Raw genomic sequence first — 20,292 nt, 5'->3', positions numbered from 1 at the left:
TCGACGCCGGTCTAATGCACGGGGAGAATGGCCATACGGGCCAGTCTAACGGGCGTGTGCAACTGCTTTTCGGCCAAGCTGGAGTGTTCGCGGCCACGGTACGGGGCCGCCAGGCACGCAGGGTGGTGGCCCCATGCAGTTCGACGACGACGCCGACCTGGACAACTCGGAGGTCCGGGACGCACGCGGCAGCCGGGTGCCCGGCGGCCGGGCCACCGTCGGCGGCGGGATCGTGGGGCTCGTCGCGCTGATCCTCGGCGTCTTCTTCGGGGTGGGGCCGGAGGAGCTGGGCCTCAGCGAGGAGGGCGCCGATCCGGCGGCGAGCGCCTCGTCGGCGGGGCAGGTGGCCCAGGCGTGCCGCAAGGGCGCGGACGCGAACGCCCGGGAGGACTGCCGGATCGTCGGGGTGGTCAACAGCGTGCAGGACTACTGGCGCGGGGAGTACGCGCGGCGGGGCGGGCGGTACGCCGACGCGCGGACGGTGCTGTTCACGGGCCGGGTGGGGACGGCGTGCGGGGCGGCGACGTCGGCGGTGGGGCCGTTCTACTGCCCGGGGGACGGGCAGGTCTACCTGGACCTGGGGTTCTTCGGGGAGCTGCGGACGCGGTTCGGCGCGACGGGCGGGCCGTTCGCGCAGGCGTATGTGGTGGCGCACGAGTACGGGCACCACGTGCAGGGCCTGATGGGGACGCTGCGCCGGGCGGAGGACGGGCGGCAGGGGGCGGGCAGCGCCGCGGTGCGGGTGGAGCTGCAGGCGGACTGCTACGCGGGGGTGTGGGCGCGCCACGCGGCGGCGACGCCGGACGACCGGACGGGCCGGCCGGTGCTGTCGCGGCTGACGGATGCGGACATCCGCGACGGGCTGGACGCGGCCGCGGCGGTGGGGGACGACCGGATCCAGCGGCGGTCGCAGGGGCGGGTGACGCCGGAAAGCTGGACGCACGGGTCGGCGGAGCAGCGGCAGGCGTGGTTCGCCACCGGCTACCGGACGGGCGACATGGCCCGGTGCGACACCTTCCGGTGAGCCGTGGCCGCTCGGGGCGGCGTTGTCAGTGCCGGGTGCCAGACTGAGGAACAGCTGAGATCCGGATCACAGTCGAGGGGCCGAAAGGCCGGGAAGGCCGAACCGAGCGCCGAATCGGAGAGTGATCAGCATGGCGAACGTACCGAGCATCTACCCGACGATCCTGTACGAGGACGCGAAGGCGGCCATCAGGACGCTGAAGGAAGCCTTCGGTTTCACCGAGGTGAGTGTGTACGAGGGCGAGGACGGCTACGTCGTCCACTCCGAGCTGTCCTATGGCAACGGCATGGTGATGCTGGGCACCAAGGGCGGTGACGGGGTGTTCGCCAAGGCGATGGCGGGCGGGGGCCCGGTGGGGGTGTATGTGGTGGTGGAGGACGTGGACGCGCACCACGCGCGGGCGGTGGAGCACGGCGTGGAGATCCTGATGCCGCCCACGGACCAGGAGTACGGCTCGCGGGACTACATGGCGCGGGACGCCGAGGGCAACGTCTGGAGCTTCGGGACGTACGCCCCCGGCGGCACGGGGTAGCGCCAGGTCACGCTCCGCCGGTGTGGACCTGGAAGGCCGCGCGGCGCACCGCCTTGGCGAGGGCGGGGTCGGGGTGTGCCGCCGCCAGGGCGACCAGGACCTGGACGGTACGGGGGTGGCCGACCGCCCGGACCTCGTCGAGCAGGGCGGGGACCGTGCCCTGGACGGCGGACTCCAGGTGGCGGACGAGGAGGGCGCTCTCGCCGTGGTCGGCGACGGCCGCCGCGGTGTCCACCCAGAGCCAGGTGGCCTCCTCGCGGGTCAGGACGTCGGGGGCGTCGTCGGGGTCGGCTCCTTCGTACTCGGCGAGCCAGAGCAGGGCGTAGGGGCGCAGGCACACCTCCTCGGCGGCGGCCCGGACCTCGGCCTCCGCGGGGGCGCCGACGACCCGGAGGGCCTCGAAGGCGAGGCCGCGCAGCAGGGCGTCCTCGCCGCGGGCGACGGCGAGCAGCTCGGTGACGGCGCTGCGGACGGGGCGGGCGGCGAGCCAGGCGCGGTATTCGACGCGGGCCGGGCCGGGAGTGAGGCGGGCGCAGCCGCGCAGCATGTCCTCGGCGGACTGCTCGATGTGGCCGGCGGGGCTCTGCGCGGCGACGCAGATCTGCTCCAGCTTGACCCACACCGCCCAGTTCCCGAGGGGGGTGAGGGTGGCGTGACCCTCGCCCAGGGTCAGGGCGCCCACGGCGGCCAGGCCCTCCAGGGCCCAGTCGAGCAGGCGGGAGAGGGAGTCGGGCCCGGGGAACGGCTGGGGCTGGGCCTGCGGCTGCGATGGGGGCTGCGACGGCGCCTGGGCCTGGTTCTGGGCCTGGTTCTGGGCCTGGCGGTCGTCGGGTACTTCGCAGCGCTCCTCGCGGAGTTCGGCGACGCGCTGCTGGAGCAGGTCGAACAGGGCCGGGACGTGCACCGGACCGGCGGAGAGCTGGAGGAGGGAGAGCACCTGGGGGACGGCTTCCACGACCTCGGCGACTGCGGCGGGCGCGACGTCGCCGGGCGCCGGGTGGACGAGCGACCAGGCGTCGAAGAGGGCGACCCAGCCGCGCAGCACGGCCGAGTCGTCACGGTCCCAGGCGCGCAGCCGCCAGCCGGGGCGGGCGGTGTCGCCGTGGAGTTCGACGAGTCCGGCGAGCCGGGCGCGGTCCCAGCCGGCGCGTACCTGAGCGGGAGTCAGGTCGAGGGCGGCGGCCGCCCGTTCCGTGGCGGGGGTGGCGTCGCGGTCGTCGTCGCGGTCGCGCTCGACGGCGGCCCAGCGGGCGATGCGTACGGCATCGGCGAGCACCGCCCTCGCCTGTCGGGCCAGCTCGGCGGGCGGCGGGGTGCCCTCCGGTGGCCGTGGCACCGGCCGGGTACGCCGGGTCGTCACGGCCCGTCGGGCCGTCGTCAGGGGCCGCGGACGGACGAGTCGGAGTCTGGAATTGCGCGCCAGTTGCTCATCGGGCTTTCGAGACGTCACGGGGGCAGTCTTCCCGCTGACGCCCCGAAAGCCCAAACGGAATCCGATTCGCCGGGTTCGTGGCCCGGGGAGGTGCCATTGGGGGGTGGTGTGCGGAGGTCTGCCGAGGCCGTTCAGACGAGGGAGGTGAGGAAGCGGCGCATGGCCTCTTCGTAGCGGTTCGGGTCGGCGTTCCACATGGCGGCGTGGGGGGCGTCGCGGACGGTGTGGAGCGTGACCAGGTCGGCGCGGCGGGAGGCGAGGTCGCGGGAGGCCTGCCAGGGGGCGAGGTGGTCGTCGGGGCCGTGGAAGACGAGGGCCGGGACGCGCAGCCCTTGCGGGTCGGCCGCTTCGGCGAGCCGGTCGCCGTGCACGCCGGTACTGCCCTGGGCGGCGCGGACGGCGAGCGGCAGCAGCGGGGCGGGGATGCGGCGGGCGGTGGCGAGGGCGCGGAGGGTGGCTTCCCAGTCCAGGACGGGTGAGTCGAGGACGAGGCCGCCGATGCGGTCGCGGAGGCCGCAGTTGGCGGCGGCGTGCAGGGCCATGGAGGCGCCGGTGGACCAGCCGTGGAGGATGACGCGCTGGGCGCCGTTGCGCACGGCGTGGCGGATCGCGGCGTCCAGGTCGCGCCACTCGGAGTCGCCGAGGTGGCCGAGCCCGCCGGCGGGGCGGGGCGCTCCGGGGTCGCCGCGGTAGGCGAGGTCGAGCACCGGGAGGCGCATGCGGTTCAGGAAGCCCATCACGTTCATGGGGTGTTCGCGGGTGGTGCCGATGCCGTGGACGGCGATGACCCAGGTGGAGCGGGAGGCGGGGACGAACCAGGCGGGCAGGGCGCCGAGTTCGCCGGGTACCTCGACGTCCTCGTACTCCAGGCCGAGCGCGGTGGCCGGGGTGCCGGTGTGGAGCTGGGGAGTGAGCCTGACGCGCCCGCCGACCTCCAGCCGGCCGCTGACAACGCGTTCCAGGCGGCGTACGACGGTGTCGGGCGAGTGCGGTACGTCGTCCAGGACGGAGCCGACGACGGCGTGGACGTCGGGTCCGGACAGACCGTAGGTGCCGGGGCGCCGGGAGGCGAGGCAGCGGGTCAGGGTGACCTGCCCGGCGGCCGTGGCGTGCACGGTGAGGCGGGGTTCGCCGGGCAGGGGCCGGCCGTGCGGCACCTTGAGCGCGGCGCTGCTGGCGTACCGGCCGGCCGCGACCGCGGCCGCGCCGACACCGATCAGGGTGGTGACGGCCGCTGCCGTCGCTGTAGCCGGGCGCACCGTTCCAGTGTCGGCGCGGCGGTGGCCGCCTGCCAGTGGGCGACGCCCGGCGGGGTCAGCGGGGCTGGCCGTACCCGCGGAACTTCTCCGCCACCTCGTGCAGTTCGGCGGCCGACAGCAGGCTGGGCGCGTGCCCGGGTACGGAGGCGGCGGTGAGCCAGACGCGGCACATCCACTCCAGCTGGGCCGTGCGGTCGTAGGCCTGGTCCAGGGAGTCCCCGTAGGTGACGGTTCCGTGGTTGCGCAGCAGGCAGCCGGTGCGGTCGTCCAGGGCGCGCAGCATGTTTCCGGCCAGTTCCTCCGTCCCGTACAGGGCGTAGGGGGCGACCCGGACGGGGCCGCCGAGGGCCGCGGCCATGTAGTGGATCGGCGGGAGCTCGGTGACGAGGGCCGAGACGGCGGTGGCGTGCACGGCGTGGGTGTGCACGACGGCGCGGGCCGGGGTGTGGCGGTAGATCTCCAGGTGCATGGGCAGTTCGCTGGTGGGGGCGAGCCGGCCGCGCACCTGGGTGCCGTCCAGGTCGACGGCGACGGTGTCGGCGGGGGTGAGCCGGTGGTAGGGCACGCCGCTGGGGGTGACGAGCACGAGGTCGCCCACCCGCGCGGAAACGTTTCCGGAGGTGCCGACGACCAGCCCGTCCGTGACTGTCCTGCGGGCGGTGTCCACCAGCGCATCCCATGCCCGCTCGATCGCGTCCTGTGTCATGCACCCGATCCTTTCAGCCCCGGCCCCGTCCCGGCCCGGCAGCCCCGGCCCGGCAGCCCCGGCCCGGTGGGACCTATCGGTGGCGGGCTGGAGGAAAGTGCGGCGGGGCGGGGGGTGACAAGAATCTCTTCTGCGGGCCGACCGATCCACTGGAGGACCTTCACGAAAGGACAGGAAGGGGCGGTAAGAGACCCGAAACCGCCCCAATCACTGGGCCCACGGCCCTCCGGACCGGCGCCGCGGGGCGTAAGCGGAACGGCGGCAACCCGGTTGGGGTCACCACGAAGCCCGACCCAGTTCACCTTCCGTTCACTCAGGTTGCCTACGTTCGCCGAGCCACTGACGTCGAACGATTGCCTGGGTAAATGGAACACATCACGCTGCTGCTCGCCATTGTGGTCGTGACAGCTCTCGTGTTCGATTTCACGAACGGTTTCCATGACACCGCCAACGCGATGGCGACCACCATCTCGACCGGCGCGATGAAGCCCAAGACGGCGGTGGCCATGTCCGCCGTGCTCAACCTGGTCGGCGCCTTCCTCTCCGTCGAGGTCGCCAAGACGATCTCCAGCGGGCTCGTCAACGAAGAGGGCATCCAACCCGAAGTGATCTTCGCGGCGCTCGTCGGCGCGATTCTGTGGAACCTGCTGACCTGGCTGGTCGGCCTGCCCTCCAGCTCCTCCCACGCCCTGATGGGCGGCCTCGTCGGCGCCACCATCGCCTCCGTCGGCCTGGGCGGCGTCAACGGCGGCGTCGTCGTCACCAAGGTCCTGATCCCGGCCGTCGCCGCGCCCCTGGTCGCCGGCCTCGCCGCGATGCTCGCCGCCCGCCTGACGTACAAGGCCGGCGCGAACATCGACGAGAAGACCGGCCGCAAGGGCTACCGCGCCGGCCAGATCGCCTCCGCCGGTCTGGTCTCCCTCGCCCACGGCACCAACGACGCGCAGAAGACCATGGGCATCATCACCCTGGCCCTGGTCGCCGCCGGCGCCCTCGCCCCCGGCTCCAACCCGCCGGTCTGGGTGATCGTCTCCGCCGGTGTGGCCATCGCGCTCGGCACCTACCTGGGCGGCTGGCGCATCATCCGCACCATGGGCAAGGGCCTCACCGACCTCCAGCCGCAGCAGGGCTTCGCCGCCCAGACCAGCGCGGCGGCCGTCATCCTCGCCTCCTCCAACCTGGGCTTCTCGCTCTCGACGACGCACTCCTGCTCCGGCGCCGTGATGGGCGCGGGCCTCGGCCGCAAGGGCGGCGTGGTCCGCTGGTCCACGGCCACCCGGATGTTCGTCGCCTGGGGCCTGACCCTCCCGGCCGCGGGCCTGGTCGCCGCCGGCTCCGAGCTCGTCACCCGGCAGGGTGACTGGGGCGTCGCCGCCGTCGTGGTCTTCCTGGTCGCCTCCTGCGCCGCCATCTGGTTCATCTCGCGCCGCCAGGTCGTCGACCACACCAACGTCAACGACGTGGAGCCGGAGGGCGAGCCCGCCGGTGTCGTGACGGCCGCGATCGCGGCCGTCACCCCGCCGCCGGCCGGCACCGTCGCCGCCGACGACCACGACCACGACCACGACCTCAAGGCCACCATCCCGGCTCCGGCCGGCGAGGCCACCCCGGCGTCCACCGCCCCGGCTCCCGCCGCCACGGTGTAAGGAAAGAACAGCATGAAGATCGACTGGGCAGCTCTCGGCTCCGTCTTCGGGGTCAGCCTCCTGGCCACCGTCGCACTGGTGGGCCTGTTCACCCTCGGCATCGTCGGCCTCTCCAAGCAGGAGACGGCCTCCGCGAACGGCGGCTCCGCCGCCCTGGCCCGCACCGGCGCGTACGCGTGCTTCGCGCTCTGCGCGGCGGCCGTGGCGTACGGGATCTTCCTGATCGTCACCTGATCCGCAAACGCGTGAGGCGCCCCCGGAACGGTTTCCGTTCCGGGGGCGCCGTCGTGCGCCGGTGTGTGCCTCAGCACAACCTCCCGTCGCAGGTCAACGGCGAGTTGACGGGCGTTCGCGGCGCGTGGTGGACTGCCGGGGCCATTACGGCGGCAGGAGAGGAAGCCGGTGCGAATCCGGCGCGGTCCCGCCACTGTGAGTCCGGCCCGCCCAGCGAGGCGGCCGCCGGATGAGTCAGGAACTCTCGTCGCCGGTCACGTCGAGCCAGGGCGCGGACCCTGAGTGAGGACATCGCCCATGCCCGGCTGCCTGCAGTCAGCTGTACGGAAACCCTTGTGCCCCAGAGGTCGGCGAGGCGTATCGGCGGACTGATCCGATGCGCAGTGACCATGTCTTCGCGTACGGCGCCACCGCTGGGCTCGCCGCCGATCTGATCCTCGCCGATCCCCGCCGTGGGCACCCCGTGGCCACCTTCGGGCGCGCCGCCGCCGGTGTGGAGGGCGCGTTGTGGCGCGACCACCGCGCCTGGGGCGCGCTGCACGCCCTGGTGTGCGCCGGGGGCGCGGCCGGGGCGGCAGCGCTCGCCGCCCGGGCGGTACGGAACCGGGGCGGCGCCCTTTCCGTCGCGCTGACCGCCGCCTCCGTGTGGGCCGTCGTCGGCGGTACGTCGCTGGGCCGCGAGGCCCGCGCCATCGGGGGCGCGCTGGCCGCCGGTGACCTGGAGGTGGCCCGGGAGCGGCTGCCGCACCTGTGCGGGCGCGACCCGCAGGCCCTGGACGGCCCCGGTATCGCCCGCGCGGTCGTCGAGTCGGTCGCCGAGAACACCTCCGACGCCGTCGTCGGCGCCCTCGTGTGGGGCGCGATCGGCGGCGTACCGGGGCTGGTCGGCTTCCGGGCGGTGAACACCCTGGACGCGATGGTCGGGCACAAGTCCCCGAAGTACCGCCGCTTCGGCTGGGCGTCCGCCCGCCTCGACGACGTGGCCGGCTGGCCCGGCGCCCGCCTGACGGCCACCCTGGCGACGGTCGCGGGCGGGAACCCGCGCGGCGCGGTACGGGCCTGGCGGGCCGACGCCGCCAAGCACCCGAGCCCTAACGCCGGCCCGGTCGAGGCGTCGTTCGCGGGCGCGCTGGGCGTACGGCTCGGCGGGACGCTGTCGTACGGCGGCCGCGTCGAGCACCGGCCCGTGCTCAACGGGGAGGGGCGGGCCGTCGAGGTGGCGGACATCGAGCGGGCGGTGCGGTTGTCGCGCCGGGTGAGCGGGCTGGCGCTGGCGGTGTGCGTGGGCGGTCGGCTGGCGTACGGAGCGATCAAGCGGAGGCGTACATGAGCAAGGGTGGGGGGCTGCTCGTCGCGGGCACCACGTCCGACGCGGGCAAGAGCGTCGTCACGGCCGGGATCTGCCGCTGGCTGGTGCGGCAGGGCGTGAGGGTCGCGCCGTTCAAGGGGCAGAACATGTCCCTCAACTCGTTCGTGACGCGCGAGGGCGCGGAGATCGGGCGCGCGCAGGCCATGCAGGCGCAGGCGGCGCGGGTGGAGCCGACCGCGCTGATGAACCCGGTGCTGCTCAAGCCGGGCAGCGACCGCTCCAGCCAGGTCGTCCTGATGGGCAAGCCGGTGGGCGAGCTGAGCGCGCGCGGCTACCACGGCGGCCGGCAGCAGGCGCTGCTCGGCACGGTGGTGGAGTGCCTGGAGGAGCTGCGGAGCACGTACGACGCGGTCATCTGCGAGGGCGCGGGCAGCCCGGCCGAGATCAACCTGCGCCGCAACGACATCGTCAACATGGGCATCGCGCGGGCCGCGCGCTTCCCCGTCGTCGTGGTCGGTGACATCGACCGGGGCGGGGTCTTCGCCCAGTTCTTCGGTACGACGGCGCTGCTGGCGCCCGAGGACCAGGAGCTGGTGGCGGGCTACCTGGTGAACAAGTTCCGGGGCGATGTGACGCTGCTGGAGCCCGGCCTGGACATGCTGCTGGGCCTGACCGGCCGCCGGACCTTCGGTGTCCTGCCGTACGCCCACGGGCTCGGCATCGACGAGGAGGACGGGCTGCGGGTCTCGCTGCGGGGCGCGGTGCGCGAGTCGGTCGTCGCGCCGCCGGTCGGCGAGGACGTGCTGCGGGTCGCCGTCTGCGCCGTGCCGCTGATGTCCAACTTCACCGACGTCGACGCGCTGGCGGCCGAGCCCGGTGTGGTCGTGCGTTTCGTGGACCGCCCGGAAGAGCTGGTCGACGCGGACCTGGTCGTGGTGCCCGGCACGCGCGGCACGGTCAAGGCGCTGGCGTGGCTGCGCGAGCGGGGCCTGGCCGACGCCCTGGCCCGGCGGGCCGCCGAAGGCCGCCCGGTGCTCGGCATCTGCGGCGGGTTCCAGGTGCTGGGCGAGCACATCGACGACGAGGTCGAGTCCAAGGCCGGTGAGGTCCCGGCCCTCGGGCTGCTGCCGGTACGGGTGCGTTTCGCACCCGAGAAGACCCTCGCCCGCCCCGTGGGCGAGGCCCTCGGCGAGCGGGTCGAGGGGTACGAGATCCACCACGGCGTCGCGGACGTGCTGGGCGGCGAGCCGTTCCTGGACGGGTGCCGCGTCGGGGCCGTGTGGGGCACGCACTGGCACGGCTCCCTGGAGAGCGACGGCTTCCGCCGGGCGTTCCTCACGGATGTGGCGCGGGCGGCCGGCAGACGGTTCGTACCGGCGCCCGACACGTCGTTCGGCGCGCTGCGCGAGGAGCAGCTGGACCGGCTCGGCGACCTGATCGAGGAACACGCGGACACCGACGCGCTCTGGAAACTCATCGAGCAGGGCCCGCCCACAGGACTTCCCTTCATCGCACCCGGAGCACCTTCATGAGCGCCACACCGCACTACCCCTTCACCGCGATCGTCGGCATGGACGACCTGCGGCTCGGGCTGCTGCTGAACGCGGTGTCCCCGGCCGTCGGCGGTGTCCTCGTACGCGGGGAGAAGGGCACCGCCAAGTCGACGGCCGTCCGCGCCCTCGCGGCCCTGATGCCGGACGTCGACGTCGTCCCGGGCTGCCGCTTCTCCTGCGCGCCCGGCTCCCCGGACCCCGCCTGCCCGGACGGGCCGCACACCGTGCACCAGGCGGTGAGCCGGCCGGCCCGCATGGTCGAGCTGCCCGTCGGCGCCTCCGAGGACCGGCTCGTCGGCGCGCTGGACATCGAGCGGGCGCTCGCGGACGGCGTGAAGGCGTTCGAGCCGGGCCTGCTGGCCGACGCGCACCGGGGCGTGCTCTACGTCGACGAGGTCAACCTGCTCCACGACCACCTGGTGGACCTGCTGCTCGACGCGGCCGCCATGGGTGCCTCGTACGTGGAGCGCGAAGGCGTCTCCGTACGGCATGCCGCGCGGTTCCTGCTGGTGGGGACGATGAACCCGGAGGAAGGCGAGCTGCGGCCTCAGTTGCTGGACCGGTTCGGGCTGACCGTGGAGGTGGCCGCCTCGCGGGAGCCCGACCAGCGGGTCGAGGTGGTGCGGCGGCGCCTGGCGTACGACGACGACCCGGCCGGCTTCGCGGCGCGGTGGGCCGGTGAGGAGGCCGCGCTGCGGGAGCGGATCGTGGCCGCGCGGGCGCTGCTGCCCGCCGTGACGCTGGGGGACGCGGCGCTGCGGCAGATCGCGGCGACGTGCGCGGCGTTCGAGGTGGACGGCATGCGCGCCGACATCGTGATGGCGCGTACGGCGACGGCGCTGGCCGCGTGGGCGGGGCGTACGGAGGTCACGTCCGACGACGTACGGCAGGCGGCGCTGCTGGCGCTGCCGCACCGGCGCAGGCGCAACCCGTTCGACGCGCCGGGGCTGGACCAGGACAAGCTGGACGAGACGCTGGAGGAGTTCGGCGGCGGGGACGGGAACGGGGACGACGACCCCGATCCGGGGCCTGACGGTGGCGGCCCCGGCGGTGGGGGCGGCGGTGGCGTGCCGCCGCAGGGCGGGGAGCCGGAGGCTGCTCCGGAGGAAAGCCCGGCTCCGGCGCCCGGAGCCGGCGGCGGTGCGCCCGAGCAGGCGCCCGTCAAGGCCGCCGAGCCGTTCCGTGCGAAGGTGCTGAGCGTGCCGGGCCTGGGCGAGGGCGCGGCGGGGCGCCGTTCCCGCGCGCGTACCGAACACGGCAGGACGACCGGGGCGCGGCGGCCGCAGGGCACGCTGACGAAGCTGCACCTCGCGGCGACCGTGCAGGCGGCCGCCCCGCACCAGCGGGCGCGCGGCCGGTCGGGTCCCGGGCTGGTCGTACGGCGTGACGATCTGCGCCAGGCGACGCGCGAGGGGCGCGAGGGGAACCTGGTGCTGTTCGCGGTGGACGCGTCCGGTTCGATGGCGGCCCGGCAGCGGATGGGCGCGGTGAAGGGCGCGGTGCTGTCGCTGCTGCTGGACGCGTACCAGCGGCGCGACAAGGTGGGGCTGGTGACGTTCCGGGGCTCGTCGGCGGATCTCGCCCTGCCGCCCACGTCGTCGGTCGACGCGGCCGCCGCCCGCCTGGAGCTGCTGCCCACGGGTGGGCGCACGCCGCTGGCGGCCGGGCTGCTGAAGGCCCATGACGTGCTGCGCGTGGAGCGGCTGCGCGACCCGGCGCGCCGCCCGCTGCTGGTCGTCGTCACCGACGGCCGGGCGACCGGCGGGCCGGAGCCCGTGGCGCTGGCCGCGCGGGCGGCCGGCCTGCACGCCGCGGAGGGCACCGCGTCCGTGGTCGTGGACTGCGAGACCGGGCCGGTACGACTGGGGCTGGCCGCCGAGCTGGCCCGCAACCTCGGCGGCACCGCCGTCACACTCGACGAGCTTCGGGCGGACTCGATCGCGGGTCTCGTGAGGGACGCCCGGGCAACTACTGGGAGGGCCGCTTAATGCCGCAGGGACAGCCGACCGTCGTACCGGACGACGGACTCACCACCCGCCAGCGCCGCAACCGCGCGCTGGTGATGGTGCACACGGGCGTCGGCAAGGGAAAGTCGACCGCCGCCTTCGGGATGGCGCTGCGTGCCTGGAACCAGGGCTGGCCGATCGGGGTGTTCCAGTTCGTCAAGTCCGCCAAGTGGAAGGTCGGCGAGGAGAACGCCCTCAAGGCGCTCGGCGAGACCGGCAAGGGCGGGACCGTGACCTGGAACAAGATGGGCGAGGGCTGGTCCTGGATCCAGCGCGACCCCAAGGACGGAGAGCAGTCGCACGAGGACAAGGCGCGCGAGGGCTGGGAGCAGGTCAAGCGTGACCTCGCCGAGGAGAAGTACAAGTTCTACGTCCTCGACGAGTTCGCGTACCTGCTGCACTGGGGGTGGATCGACACCGCCGAGGTCGTCGAGGTGCTGAAGAACCGGCCCGGCCAGCAGCACGTGGTGATCACCGGTCGCAACGCGCCGCAGGAGCTGCTGGACTTCGCCGATCTGGTCACCGACATGTCGAAGGTCAAGCACCCGATGGACGCGGGTCAGAAGGGCCAGCGGGGCATCGAGTGGTAGCACGTCTCGTCATCGCCGCGCCGTCGTCGGGCGCGGGCAAGACCACGGTCGCGACCGGCCTGATGGCCGCGTTCGCCGGCCGTGGTCTCGCGGTGTCCCCGCACAAGGTGGGCCCCGACTACATCGACCCGGGCTACCACGCGCTCGCCACCGGCCGCCCGGGCCGCAACCTCGACGCGTACATGTGCGGTACGGGCCTGGTCGCGCCGCTCTTCGCGCATGGCGCGCGCGGGTGCGACCTGGCGGTCGTCGAGGGCGTGATGGGGCTGTACGACGGCGCCGCCGACCAGGGTGAGCTGGCGTCCACGGCACAGGTGGCCAAGTTGCTGAAGGCACCGGTGGTGCTGGTGGTGGACGCCTCGTCGCAGTCGCGGTCGGTGGCGGCGCTGGTGCACGGGTTCGCGTCCTGGGACCCGGAGGTGCGGATCGGCGGGGTGATCCTCAACAAGGTGGCCACCGACCGGCACGAGCACCTGCTGCGCGAGGCGCTGGGCGAGTCGGGCGTGCCGGTGCTGGGCGTGCTGCGGCGGGCGCCTGCCGTGTCGACGCCGTCGCGGCACCTGGGGCTGGTCCCGGTCGCCGAGCGGCAGGCGGCGGCGGTGGACGCGGTGGCGGCGCAGGCGGAGCAGGTGCGGGCGGGGTGCGACCTGGAGGGGCTGCTGGCGCTGGCGCGGTCGGCGCCGGAGTTGCGCGCGGAGGCGTGGGAGCCGGTGATCGAGCCCGTGGCGGGGCGGCCGGTCGTGGCTGTCGCGGGGGGTGCCGCGTTCACGTTCTCGTACGCCGAGCACGCCGAGTTGCTGACGGCGGCGGGCGCTCAGGTCGTGGCCTTCGACCCGTTGCGGGACGAGGAGCTGCCCGAGGGGACGAGCGGGCTGGTGATCGGCGGCGGGTTCCCCGAGATGTACGGGGCCGAGCTGTCGGCCAACGCACGGCTGCGGAAGGCGGTCGCCGAGCTGGCCGCGTCCGGGGCACCCGTCGCCGCCGAGTGCGCCGGACTGCTGTACCTGGCGCGCTCGCTGGACGGGCAGCCGATGTGCGGTGTCCTGGACGCGGACGCGCGGATGTCGCAGCGGCTGACGCTCGGCTACCGGGACGCGGTGGCCGTGAGCGACAGTCCGCTGGCGGCGGCCGGGACGCGGATGCGGGGGCACGAGTTCCACCGCACGGTGATCGAGCCGGGCGCGGGGCCGGTGGCCGCGTGGGGGCTGCGGCAGCCGGAGCGCCGGGTGGAGGGCTTCGTACAGGGTGGTGTGCACGCGAGTTACGTGCATACGCACTGGGCGGCCGTGCCGGAGACGGCGCGGCGGTTCGTGGAGTACTGCGCGCGGTGACGCTGGTGGTCGGTGTGGGGGCCGGGCGGGGCGTGTCCGCCTCGGCGGTGCTCGGGCTGATCGAGGAGACGCTGCGGGAGGCGGGGCTTTCCGTGTCCGAGGTGGGCGAGTTGGCGACGGTGGACGCCAAGGCGGGCGAGGCGGGGATCGTCGCGGTGGCGGCGCGGCTGGGCGTGCCGTTGCGTACGTACGCGGCACGCGAGTTGGCGCTGGTCGCCGTGCCGCACCCGTCGGAGGTGGTCGGGGCGGTGGCGGGGACGCCGTCGGTGGCGGAGGCGGCGGCGCTGGCGGGCGGGGGCGAACTCCTCGTACCGAAGCGGAAGTCGGGGAAGGGGCGGGTGACATGTGCGGTGGCGCGCAGGCGGTTGTTGAATGTGGGTCACGGGTACATCGCTGGGGAGACACCGGAGTGTTAGACCCTGGTCATGGAGCGCTACCGGGAGGCCGTAGGCCTCCCGTCCCCCACCCCCCACTTCACCCACACGCTGGCGGCCATGTATACGCACACCGACACTCACGATCTGCGGCACCACGGTGACGCGGAGGTCCGGGACGAGAAGCTGACCGATCTCGCGGTCAACGTCCGGACGAACACCCCGCCCGACTGGCTGCGGGAGCGCATCGCCGCTTCGCTGACCGGGCTCGCCGCCTATCCGGACGGGCGGGCCGCGCGGGCCGCCGTCGCGGCGCGGCACGATCTGCCGGCCGAGCGGGTGCTGCTGACGGCGGGCGCGGCGGAGGCGTTCGTGCTGCTGGCGCGGGCGCTGCCGGTGCGGCGGCCGGTGGTGGTGCACCCGCAGTTCACGGAGCCGGAGGCGGCGCTGCGGGACGCGGGGCACGAGGTGCGGCGGGTGGTGCTGCGCGAGGAGGACGGGTTCCGGCTGGATCCGGAGGCGGTCCCGGAGGACGCCGACCTGGTGGTGGTCGGCAATCCGACGAACCCGACGTCGGTGCTGCATCCGGCCGCGCTGCTGGCGCGGCTGGCCCGCCCGGGGCGGACGCTGGTGGTCGACGAGGCGTTCATGGACGCGGTGCCCGGTGAGCGGGAGGCGCTGGCGGGGCGGACGGACGTGCCGGGTCTGGTGGTGCTGCGCAGCCTCACCAAGACGTGGGGCCTGGCCGGGCTGCGGATCGGCTACGTGCTGGCCGATCCGGGCACGGTGACGGCCCTGGAGCGGGCGCAGCCGCTGTGGCCGGTGTCCACGCCGGCGCTCGCGGCCGCCGAGGCGTGCATGTCGCGGGCGGCGCTGGCGGAGGCGGAACTGGCGGCGCACCGGATCGCGGTGGAGCGTGCGCATCTGCTGGCGGGGCTGGCGGAGTTCGACGAGGTGCGGGCGGTGACGGCGGCGGAGGGGCCGTTCGTGCTGGTCCGCATGGAGGGCGCGGACGTGGTACGGGAGCGGCTGCGGTCGCTGGGCTTCGCGGCCCGGCGCGGCGACACGTTCCCGGGGCTGGGCCCCCAGTGGCTCCGGCTCGCCGTCCGGGACCGCGTGACGACGAACCGGTTCCTCCAGGCCCTGGACCAGGCGCTGGTGGCTGTGGGCCGCTGACGGAACCATGGTGGGGCGCCCAGGACGGTGTGCCGGGCGCCCCGGCCCGTTCACGCGTGGGCCGGGGCGCCCGGCACCCGGGAGCGGGGCGCCCGAGTGTCAGCCGCGCTCGCGGGTCGTGCGGGCGCGGCGGGTGAGGGCGAAGGTGGCCGCGCCGGCGGTGAGGAGGGCGAGGGAGCCGCCGGCCAGGTACGGGGTGAGGGAACTGCCGCCGGTTTCGGCGAGGTTGGCCTGCTGCGGTTCTCCGGCCGATTGGGGCTGTACGCCGGCGGACCTGGCCTCGGCGGGCTTCGGCGGGGCCGTGGGGGACTCGCAGGTGGCCTCGGCGAGGGTGACCGTGCCGGTGACGTCCGCGACGTTGGCCTTCAAAGGGTTCACCGACACCGTGAGCGCCAGGGCCGTGGCGGCGGCGGTGCGGGAGGTGGTGCGGGTCGTGGACAGGTCGAGCGTCACCTCGCCGACGCCCGGGACGTCGACCTTCGTCGGGCCGCCGGCCGTGAGCGTCACGCGCTTGCCGAGGACGGTGACGCGGCCGAGCAGGTTCGCCTCGGCGACCGGTTGCTCGCCGGCCTCGCAGACCGCGCGGGAGGTGACCTTCTCGACCTCGATCAGCGACAGCAGCGGCAGCCCGGGGACGTGCAGCGTGGCGTGGGCGAGGTTGGTGTGCCCTTCCGCGCGGCGCGCGTCGGCGGTGGCCTTCGCGGTGGCGACGTCGGCCGTGAGGACGCTGACCGGCCTGCCCTGCTCGACGCCGTCCAGGGTGACGGTGAGCGCGGTCTTCCGGGCGCTCGCGGGGGCCTGGACCTCGTTGAGCGTGGCCTTGAGCGGCACGTGCACGGTCTTGTCGAGCAGGGACACGTCCAGGTCGGTACGCAGGACGACCGCGCTCGCGCGCCCCTCTCCCCCGCCGGTGGCGTGCGCCATGGGCGCGGCGAGGAGCGCGGGCCCGGCGGCGAGCGCCACGGCGGCCGCGGCGGTGGAGAGGGCGCGGCGGCGCGCCGCGGGCAGGCGGGCGGGCAGGCGCACGGTGTTGCTGTTCACGGTGGTGGAACCCCCACAGGAGACATGGCGTCGCCGACCCCTGCCCATGGGGACACATGGGCGGCGGCGACGTGGGACACCGGAATCTTTACGCACGGAGAGTGAACCGACGTATGCCTGACGTGAGTTCACCCCAAAGTGGGCTTTCCGTTCCCATATTCGAATCTTTCGGCACGGGCGTTCGCCGAAATCCCAGCCGTTGCGGGAGAACGGCAAAAATGGTCAACGAGGGGAGGGCCCCGGCCGTCACGGGGCGTCAACACCACCCCCGGATTGCTTCTGGCACGACCGTGCTTTAAGTTAGGGCAGCCTAACCTAAAGAGATCGGGACAAGAGTGAGCATCGAGGTCTACCGGGACACCTGGGGCATCCCGCATCTCCGCGCCGCCGACGCGCACGAACTCGCCCACGCGCAGGGCCGCACCACCGCCCTGGACCGCGCCTGGCAGCTGGAGGTCGAGCGGCACCGTGCCCAGGGCACCACCGCCGCCTTCCTGGGCCCCGAGGCCGTCGGCTGGGACGTCTTCGCCCGCCGCTCCCGGCTGGCCGACACCGCCCGCCGCTGCTTCGACGCGCTGGACGAGCCGACCCGTACCTGGGTGTGCGCGTACGTGGACGGCGTCAACGACGGGCTGACGCGCGGCGCCCGCCGCTCGCCCGAGTTCGCCGCCACCGGACTCGCCCCCGGCCGGTGGGAGCCGTGGACGCCGCTCGCCGTGTGGCTGTCGACGCACATCCTCTTCGCGGGCTTCCCCACCAAGCTGTGGCGCGACCACGTCGTCCGGCACCTCGGCGAGGAGCACGCCGAGCTGTTCGCCACCGACGGCCCCGGCACCTCCGGCAGCAACGGCTGGCTGGTGACCGGCGAGCGCACCGCCACCGGCGCGGCACTCATCGCGGGCGATCCGCACCGGTTCATCGAGGCGCCCGGCGTCTACCAGCAGATCCGGCTGGCCTGCCCCGAGTTCGACGTGGTCGGGCTCGCCGTGCCCGGCGTACCCGGCCTCGCCCACTTCGGGCACACCGGCACGGTCGCGTGGGCGATCACCAACGCCATGGCCGACTACCAGGACCTGTACCGCGAGCGGCTGCGGCGCACCGACGAAGGCGGGGACGGGGACGGGGACGGGGACGGCGGCGTCGAGGCGCTGGGCCCGGACGGCTGGGCGCCCGCCCGCGTCCACACCGAGACCGTCGAGGTCAAGGGCGGCGACCCGGTCGTCGTCGAGGTCGTCGAGACCGAGCGCGGGCCGGTGATCATCGACGAGCCGGACGCCGTGATCAGCCTCCGCTACCCGCCGCGCGTCACCCACGAGCTCGGTTTCGCCACCCTGCCCGCGCTGCTCGCGGCCCGTACCGTCACCGACGTGGACCGGGCGTTCGACCGCTGGGTGGAGCCCGTCAACGTCGTCCAGGCCGCCGACACCGAGGGCGGCACCCTCCACCGGGTCGCCGGTCACGTCCCGCTGCGCCACCGCGACAACCGGCTGCGCGTCGTCCCCGCCTGGGAGCCCGGCCACGAGTGGACCGGCCACCACGACCCGATGCCCCGCGAACCGGTCGCCGACGTGGCGGTGATGGCGAACGCGCGCGGCCTCGCCTCCCCGCTCGGCGTCGAGTTCGCCGCCCCGCACCGGGCGAACCGTATCGCCCACCTGCTGAACGAGCGGAAGGGCTGGACCGCCCCCGACATGGCGGCCGTCCACACGGACACCCACCTGGCCTCCGCGCGGCCCCTGCTGGCCCTCGTCGCCGCCCAGCCCGACCTGGGCCTGGAGGCCCGCGAGGTACGCGACCGGCTGCTGTGCTGGAACCGCCGCATGACGGCCGACAGCACGGACGCGGCGCTGTTCGCGGCCGTACGCGGCGCGGTCGTGCGCCGCCTCGCCCAGCACCCGGCGCTCGCCGTGCTGGCCGAACCGCCCGCGTACCCCGCGCTGTTCCAGCCCTGGCTGGCCCTGGTGCCGCGGGTCGCCTACGCCCTGGAGACGCTGCTGACGGGCGGACCGGTACCGGAGGCCGACCGGCTGGCCGCGGTCCGCGCCGCCCTGGAGGAGGTGGCCGCCGCTCCCCCCGCACAGCCCTGGGGCGCCACGCACCGCCTGGCGCCCTGGGCGGCGCTGCCCGACCCCGGCCCCGACCCCGAGCACGACGCCGACTGGCCGGGCCTCGACGGCGACCACGACTGCGTCCTGTCCACGTCGTCCGTACCCGGCCTCACCGACCGCAGCGCCCGCGGCCCGGCCGCCCGCTACGTCTGGGACCTGGCCCGGCGCGAGGACAGCCTGTGGGTGGTGCCCTTCGGCGCCTCGGGCGTCCCCGGCGACCCGCACCGGCGCGACCAGCTGCCCCTGTGGCTACGGGGCGGGCTCGCCCCCGTCATCACCGACTGGAACCAGCTCACCGAGGAGCACGAGGAACACCATGACCACCGCTGAGTGCGTGTACGAGCAGACCGTCGACGGTTTCGGGACGGTCCGTATCGTCCGCGTCGACCCGGACCGGGACGCCGAGCTGCTGCACGGCTGGGTCAGCGAGGACCGGGCCCGGTTCTGGGGCATGCGGGAGACCACCGTCGACGACGTACGGGAGATCTACGCGCACCTGGACTCCCTCACCACGCACCACGGCTACCTGGTGCACCGGGACGGTGAGCCGGTCGCGCTGTTCCAGACGTACGAGCCCGGGGCCGACCGGGTCAGCGAGTGCTACGAGGCCCGGCCGGGCGACATCGGCGTGCACCTGCTGATCGCGCCGGCCGACACGCCCCGGCGCGGGTTCTCCTCGCACCTGCTGGGCGTGCTGACCCGGTTCGCGCTGAGCGGCGGCCGCGACCGGATCGTCGCCGAGCCCGACGCCGCGAACGACAAGGCGATCGCGCTGCTCGTCCGCAACGGCTTCGAGCCGGGGCCGGAGGTGGTCCTGCCGGAGGTCGTGCTGCCGGAGGTCCACATCGCGGAGAAGCGCGCGCGGCTGCTCTTCTTCACCCGCTAGTCGATGACGCGGCCGCGCAGGACCACCCGCCGCGGCGCCGCGAGCACGCGGACGTCCGCGCGCGGGTCCTCGTCGTAGACCACCAGGTCGGCCGGGGCGCCCTCCTCCAGGGCGGGCCGCCCCAGCCAGGCCCTGGCCCCCCATGTCGTCGCCGACAGGGCTTGCAGGGGCGGAATGCCGGCCCTGACCAGTTCGGCGACCTCGGCGGCGACCAGGCCGTGCGCCAGCGAGCCGCCCGCGTCGGTGCCGACGAAGACGGGGATGCCCGCGTCGTACGCGGCGCGCACGGTGTCGTACCGGCGCGCGTGCAGCCGCCGCATGTGGTCGGCCCAGCGCGGGAACTTGGCCTCTCCGCCGTCCGCGAGCTTCGGGAACGTGGCGATGTTGACGAGCGTCGGCACGATCGCCACGCCGCGCTCGGCGAACAGCGGGATGGTGTCCTCGGTCAGGCCCGTGGCGTGCTCGACGCAGTCGATCCCGGCCTCGACGAGGTCGGCCAGCGACTCCTCGGCGAAGCAGTGGGCGGTGACGCGCGCGCCGAGCCGGTGCGCCTCCGCGATGGCCGCCTCCACCTCGGCGCGCGGCCAGCAGGCGCCCAGGTCGCCGGTGCCCCGGTCGAGCCAGTCGCCGACGAGCTTGACCCAGCCGTCGCCGCGGCGGGCCTCGCGTCCGACGTACGCGACGAGGTCGGCGGGCTCGATCTCGTGGGCGTAGTTGCGGATGTAGCGGCGGGTGCGGGCGATGTGGCGGCCCGCGCGGATGATCTTCGGCAGGTCGTCGCGGTCGTCGATCCAGCGGGTGTCCGCCGGGGACCCGGCGTCGCGGATCAGCAGCGTGCCGGCGTCCCGGTCGGTGAGCGCCTGCTTCTCGCTGGTGGCCTCGTCGACGGCCCCGTGGGCGTCGAGCCCGACATGGCAGTGCGCGTCGACCAGTCCGGGCAGCGCCCAGCCCGTCACCGTCCTGACGTCCCGCGCGGCGGACGGCCGGTCGTAGGTGACCCGCCCGTCGACCACCCACAGCTCGTCGCGTACGTCGTCCGGGCCCGCCAGTACCCGCCCCGTCACATGCAGCACCACGCTCATGTC

Annotated in this window: 17 protein-coding genes, 1 pseudogene and 1 riboswitch; of the genes and pseudogenes, 13 read left to right on the top strand and 5 right to left on the bottom strand. The window is 74.6% G+C overall.

The features are described 5' to 3' along the window. Window positions 1-133: 133 nt before the first annotated feature. Together ypfJ and AMK26_RS06380 are read left to right on the top strand one after the other, a co-directional pair. Window positions 134-1,024 (top strand): KPN_02809 family neutral zinc metallopeptidase, encoded by an 891-nt coding sequence (ypfJ, locus tag AMK26_RS06385; protein WP_073752777.1) that lies wholly within the window; start codon window positions 134-136, stop codon window positions 1,022-1,024. Window positions 1,025-1,154: 130 nt separating this feature from the next. Then, window positions 1,155-1,556: a VOC family protein gene (locus tag AMK26_RS06380; RefSeq protein WP_073753109.1), complete on the top strand. Its 402-nt coding sequence runs from the start codon at window positions 1,155-1,157 to the stop codon at window positions 1,554-1,556. A gap of 7 nt (window positions 1,557-1,563) precedes the next feature. On the opposite strand, the gene AMK26_RS06375 is transcribed toward AMK26_RS06380, so the two are convergent. The 3 genes from AMK26_RS06375 to AMK26_RS06365 all read right to left on the bottom strand — a co-directional run bounded on the left by AMK26_RS06375 (window position 1,564) and on the right by AMK26_RS06365 (window position 4,953). Then, complete coding sequence (locus AMK26_RS06375; protein ID WP_443333143.1) at window positions 1,564-3,006, bottom strand: hypothetical protein; 1,443 nt, start codon at window positions 3,004-3,006, stop codon at window positions 1,564-1,566. A gap of 113 nt (window positions 3,007-3,119) precedes the next feature. Beyond that, a complete protein-coding gene (locus AMK26_RS06370; protein ID WP_073752773.1) occupies window positions 3,120-4,247 on the bottom strand; it encodes an alpha/beta hydrolase in 1,128 nt (375 codons plus the stop codon). Window positions 4,248-4,302: 55 nt separating this feature from the next. Then, window positions 4,303-4,953, bottom strand: a complete 651-nt coding sequence (locus tag AMK26_RS06365) for a class II aldolase/adducin family protein (protein ID WP_073752771.1) — start codon at window positions 4,951-4,953, stop codon at window positions 4,303-4,305. A gap of 365 nt (window positions 4,954-5,318) precedes the next feature. On the opposite strand from AMK26_RS06365, the gene AMK26_RS06360 reads away from it, so the two are divergent. The 9 genes and pseudogenes from AMK26_RS06360 (at window position 5,319) to cobC (ending at window position 15,172) form a co-directional block, all read left to right on the top strand. After that, on the top strand, window positions 5,319-6,599 hold the full coding sequence (locus tag AMK26_RS06360; RefSeq protein WP_073752769.1) for an inorganic phosphate transporter: 1,281 nt from the start codon (window positions 5,319-5,321) through the stop codon (window positions 6,597-6,599). 12 nt (window positions 6,600-6,611) lie between these two features. Beyond that, complete coding sequence (locus AMK26_RS06355) at window positions 6,612-6,833, top strand: hypothetical protein (RefSeq protein WP_073752768.1); 222 nt, start codon at window positions 6,612-6,614, stop codon at window positions 6,831-6,833. Between the two features lie 158 nt (window positions 6,834-6,991). Beyond that, window positions 6,992-7,077, top strand: a riboswitch (cobalamin riboswitch). Between the two features lie 132 nt (window positions 7,078-7,209). Beyond that, window positions 7,210-8,163, top strand: a complete 954-nt coding sequence (locus AMK26_RS06350; RefSeq protein WP_073752766.1) for a cobalamin biosynthesis protein — start codon at window positions 7,210-7,212, stop codon at window positions 8,161-8,163. Further along, a complete protein-coding gene (locus tag AMK26_RS06345) occupies window positions 8,160-9,674 on the top strand; it encodes a cobyric acid synthase (RefSeq protein WP_073752764.1) in 1,515 nt (504 codons plus the stop codon). The genes AMK26_RS06350 and AMK26_RS06345 overlap by 4 nt, the downstream gene beginning before the upstream one ends. Continuing rightward, entirely contained in the window at window positions 9,671-11,683 is a 2,013-nt protein-coding gene (locus AMK26_RS06340) for a putative cobaltochelatase (RefSeq protein ID WP_073752762.1), read from the top strand. The genes AMK26_RS06345 and AMK26_RS06340 overlap by 4 nt, the downstream gene beginning before the upstream one ends. Continuing rightward, window positions 11,683-12,291, top strand: a complete 609-nt coding sequence (gene cobO / locus AMK26_RS06335; protein WP_073752760.1) for a cob(I)yrinic acid a,c-diamide adenosyltransferase — start codon at window positions 11,683-11,685, stop codon at window positions 12,289-12,291. Before AMK26_RS06340 ends, cobO begins: the two co-directional genes overlap by 1 nt. Further along, entirely contained in the window at window positions 12,285-13,622 is a 1,338-nt protein-coding gene (locus AMK26_RS06330; RefSeq protein ID WP_073752758.1) for a cobyrinate a,c-diamide synthase, read from the top strand. The genes cobO and AMK26_RS06330 overlap by 7 nt, the downstream gene beginning before the upstream one ends. Then, window positions 13,568-14,008: pseudogene (locus AMK26_RS37610) on the top strand (cobalamin biosynthesis protein); the annotation flags it as partial. The gene AMK26_RS06330 and the pseudogene AMK26_RS37610, both read left to right, overlap by 55 nt. 108 nt (window positions 14,009-14,116) lie before the next feature. Next, window positions 14,117-15,172 carry an Rv2231c family pyridoxal phosphate-dependent protein CobC gene (gene cobC / locus AMK26_RS06325; protein WP_241837798.1) on the top strand — a complete coding sequence of 352 codons (1,056 nt, stop codon included), beginning with the start codon at window positions 14,117-14,119 and terminating at the stop codon, window positions 15,170-15,172. A 99-nt stretch (window positions 15,173-15,271) separates the two neighbouring features. Here cobC and AMK26_RS06320 read toward each other — a convergent pair whose 3' ends face one another. Beyond that, window positions 15,272-16,213, bottom strand: coding sequence for an SCO1860 family LAETG-anchored protein (locus tag AMK26_RS06320; RefSeq protein ID WP_073752756.1), 942 nt, complete (start codon window positions 16,211-16,213; stop codon window positions 15,272-15,274). Window positions 16,214-16,548: 335 nt separating this feature from the next. Here AMK26_RS06320 and AMK26_RS06315 point away from each other — a divergent pair, with 335 nt between their 5' ends. Together AMK26_RS06315 and AMK26_RS06310 are read left to right on the top strand one after the other, a co-directional pair. Continuing rightward, window positions 16,549-18,651: a penicillin acylase family protein gene (locus AMK26_RS06315; protein ID WP_073752754.1), complete on the top strand. Its 2,103-nt coding sequence runs from the start codon at window positions 16,549-16,551 to the stop codon at window positions 18,649-18,651. After that, window positions 18,638-19,207 carry a GNAT family N-acetyltransferase gene (locus AMK26_RS06310; RefSeq protein ID WP_073752752.1) on the top strand — a complete coding sequence of 190 codons (570 nt, stop codon included), beginning with the start codon at window positions 18,638-18,640 and terminating at the stop codon, window positions 19,205-19,207. The genes AMK26_RS06315 and AMK26_RS06310 overlap by 14 nt, the downstream gene beginning before the upstream one ends. Here the strand turns inward: AMK26_RS06310 and AMK26_RS06305 are convergent. Further along, entirely contained in the window at window positions 19,204-20,289 is a 1,086-nt protein-coding gene (locus tag AMK26_RS06305; RefSeq protein ID WP_073753107.1) for an amidohydrolase family protein, read from the bottom strand. The genes AMK26_RS06310 and AMK26_RS06305 overlap by 4 nt on opposite strands. Window positions 20,290-20,292: the final 3 nt, after the last annotated feature.

Source organism: Streptomyces sp. CB03234, assembly GCF_001905885.1.
In the GTDB taxonomy this organism is placed as follows: Bacteria; Actinomycetota; Actinomycetes; order Streptomycetales; family Streptomycetaceae; genus Streptomyces.
The sequence above is the reverse complement of the archived record's forward strand: the minus strand, read 5'-3'. Positions and strand labels throughout refer to the sequence as shown.

What these genes read in the sequence shown, in the direction of transcription:
- AMK26_RS06310 (WP_073752752.1), top strand. Translation starts at nt 18,638, where the DNA reads ATGACCACCGCTGAGTGCGTGTACGAGCAGACCGTCGACGGTTTCGGG.
- AMK26_RS06365 (WP_073752771.1), bottom strand. Translation starts at nt 4,953, where the DNA reads ATGACACAGGACGCGATCGAGCGGGCATGGGATGCGCTGGTGGACACC.
- AMK26_RS06355 (WP_073752768.1), top strand. Translation starts at nt 6,612, where the DNA reads ATGAAGATCGACTGGGCAGCTCTCGGCTCCGTCTTCGGGGTCAGCCTC.
- cobO (WP_073752760.1), top strand. Translation starts at nt 11,683, where the DNA reads ATGCCGCAGGGACAGCCGACCGTCGTACCGGACGACGGACTCACCACC.
- cobC (WP_241837798.1), top strand. Translation starts at nt 14,117, where the DNA reads ATGTATACGCACACCGACACTCACGATCTGCGGCACCACGGTGACGCG.
- ypfJ (WP_073752777.1), top strand. Translation starts at nt 134, where the DNA reads ATGCAGTTCGACGACGACGCCGACCTGGACAACTCGGAGGTCCGGGAC.
- AMK26_RS06350 (WP_073752766.1), top strand. Translation starts at nt 7,210, where the DNA reads ATGCGCAGTGACCATGTCTTCGCGTACGGCGCCACCGCTGGGCTCGCC.
- AMK26_RS06345 (WP_073752764.1), top strand. Translation starts at nt 8,160, where the DNA reads ATGAGCAAGGGTGGGGGGCTGCTCGTCGCGGGCACCACGTCCGACGCG.
- AMK26_RS06305 (WP_073753107.1), bottom strand. Translation starts at nt 20,289, where the DNA reads ATGAGCGTGGTGCTGCATGTGACGGGGCGGGTACTGGCGGGCCCGGAC.
- AMK26_RS06360 (WP_073752769.1), top strand. Translation starts at nt 5,319, where the DNA reads ATGGAACACATCACGCTGCTGCTCGCCATTGTGGTCGTGACAGCTCTC.
- AMK26_RS06380 (WP_073753109.1), top strand. Translation starts at nt 1,155, where the DNA reads ATGGCGAACGTACCGAGCATCTACCCGACGATCCTGTACGAGGACGCG.
- AMK26_RS06340 (WP_073752762.1), top strand. Translation starts at nt 9,671, where the DNA reads ATGAGCGCCACACCGCACTACCCCTTCACCGCGATCGTCGGCATGGAC.